At 38.9% G+C, this 2,363-nt stretch carries 1 protein-coding gene and 1 pseudogene; both read right to left on the bottom strand.

What is annotated here, in order from left to right:
* Positions 1 to 93: 93 nt before the first annotated feature.
* A pseudogene (locus FNE76_RS08645) lies at positions 94 to 482 on the bottom strand (DNA adenine methylase); the annotation flags it as partial.
* A gap of 416 nt (positions 483 to 898) precedes the next feature.
* Positions 899 to 1,219: a DUF1104 domain-containing protein gene (locus FNE76_RS07980; protein WP_120948833.1), complete on the bottom strand. Its 321-nt coding sequence runs from the start codon at positions 1,217 to 1,219 to the stop codon at positions 899 to 901.
* Positions 1,220 to 2,363: the final 1,144 nt, after the last annotated feature.

Below are 2,363 nucleotides of genomic sequence, written 5' to 3'. Positions count from 1 at the left end.
ATTTAGAGAATGCCAAGGGCAATCCAGTTATTATCGCGGCCGCTGAAAAGGTGGCTAGGATGTTCAGCGATTTAAAATCTTACTAAGTCAGTCCAAAAATCCGGGACCATAGCTTAAATTGAAATTAAATAATAATTCCTTGCCAAAGTGAGCTTGCAAACAAGACTTGGTAAAGACACTCTTTATCTTCAAGAAAGACTTGCCAAGAATTCACCAAAATATCAAAAATATCAAACGCCGACACCTCCAAAGCCCAATTCAGTGGCACAGACAATTTCCACATTCTCTCTGCCCATAAATGGGCTGATCACTCTTTTTGCATTCATAGGCATGCGCTCTAAATTAAGCTCACCGCCAAAGATTTACCCCCACTATAGCACAAAGAGAGCTTTTAACGTAGCGTTTATAACGCAATTTTGGGATTTGAGATTGTTTAAAATGTGTTTTTTGAGTTGGTGCAAGCGTGCCACTTTAAGTAGAATATCCCCCAATGAACCCACTCTAAACAAAATAACAAATTTTCATTAGGATTTGCAAATCCGCAATTTATACATTCTGCAACCATGTTATTTTCGGCAATACTAGCATAAAGAACTCAGCGCGAGGTGGTTTTTAGACTTTTATTTGGCTTAAGACTTAAGGAAATATTTCTTAATAACAAAAACACATATACTTGGAGATAACAAAAGTGAGACTCGTTGCGTGCCTGGTGTCTGGATCGATCACAATCACAAAGGCTCATGCAATCTTGCAAAAACAACCAAGTTATTGCCACAAAGAGAGGCAAAGATTGCCAAATTTACTAACCTACGCCGCAAAGCCCCTAGATCAACTACGGGGATGCTGGCCTAGTGAGCAAGTCTTGATAAGGCCAAAATCCCGCAAACAACCGAACTATTTATTTGAAAAAATAATTAGATTGCCACGCAGATAACTCCTCCAAGCGTTTGCTGATATTTTTTATCACCGCATTGGCAACACTTTTATCCGCTGTAGCAATCACCTCTCGATAAAACTCTTTGCGTTGTTTGGGATTCATTTTTTCAGCCCGTTTGTAAATTTCCATAGCATAATCGGGTTTTTCTTCGGGAGCAACTTTGCCAGCCAATTTGATGAGGTCCGCATTACTTGTGTTTTGATACGAAACTTCTCTTGCTGACAAGGCAACACATAAACTCGCTAAAACCAAAGCAGAAATCCCTAATCTAAAAGACCACATGTTAATCCTCCGTAAAAAAAATAAAAATACCGCGTCATTCTATTCATATTTATAAACCTTACGTAAATGTGCCAAAACAGATGTTTTAAAATCCCCAAATTTTGTGAAAAATCGTTAATTCAAGGTTTAGCTGAACTGCCCTTGAAGCCAACAATACAAACAGTAAACCTAGGCAAGACCACAATAGATCCAAGAGAACAGAGAGCGAACACACCACAAGACAAGAGAAATCTTGAAAATATTCGCGAAGCAAAAAAGCTTGTGTAAAAATGTGTTTTGAATTTTTGCAAACCTCTATAACTGCTCCATAACTCTTTTCATCCAAAAAATAATGTTTTCCATCTATCCATCTCTTGCTCTATAACCCCTTAAAAGCGTGAATCTTAAAAATCTCTCTAAGATTGTTGAGAGACTTTAACAAAATATCAGAGTTGCTAACTTTTGGATACTCTACCCCCGTGCTAGAGAAAGCTTGGTGCTTTTTTGTAGTTTTAATGGTCGAACCGCGGAAGCCCGGTATTTGTGTATTAGATTGTCGTGTCTTGTCTAAAAACGCCTGAGGCATACGAGTATTAGAACCCTCCACCTATAATATACGGCTTTTCTACGCGCTCAAGGGGAGTGATGAAAAAGCTACACAGTGCTTGGTAAAAGCGTGCCAACAAGTTTTTGTTTAGCGGGTCATATTTTCCGCTTTAATGTGGGTTACTCCAAAAACCAAAAACCACTCCCCATCCCCCAAATGCATTTAAATCGATTTTAGGACCATTCTAGCATATATGGCATAACGCTTTTGTCAAAAACCAATACTGGCTATCCAAGGGAGAGGGACAGATGCGCTTTACAATTTTTTGGGTTTATCGTGCTGAAGCAATCTTTGGTTTGTGTAAGTCATTATTGGTTTGAGGCTTGGGGGCATTTATTGTAGTCTATGATGTGGTCTTTGTTTCCCAGTGGGTATTTCTCAATGCTCGGGATTTGGAGCTACTCAAAAAAACACGACTACGGGAAGATGTCTGCCGATTTTTCTTCCCTGTGTCTGCGTGCTCGATCTCTATAAATTCTTACAACAACTCTTTTTGTCCCATAGCAAGCCTTCAAGCAAAGATAAAAGGGTGTTTTAACAAAAAATCCTACAGACTGA

The organism is Helicobacter mehlei, assembly GCF_007280785.1.
In the GTDB taxonomy this organism is placed as follows: domain Bacteria; phylum Campylobacterota; class Campylobacteria; order Campylobacterales; family Helicobacteraceae; genus Helicobacter; species Helicobacter mehlei.
The sequence above is the reverse complement of the archived record's forward strand: the minus strand, read 5'-3'. Positions and strand labels throughout refer to the sequence as shown.

Coding starts and splice junctions, on each gene's coding strand:
- FNE76_RS07980 (WP_120948833.1), bottom strand. CDS start 1,219: ATGTGGTCTTTTAGATTAGGGATTTCTGCTTTGGTTTTAGCGAGTTTA.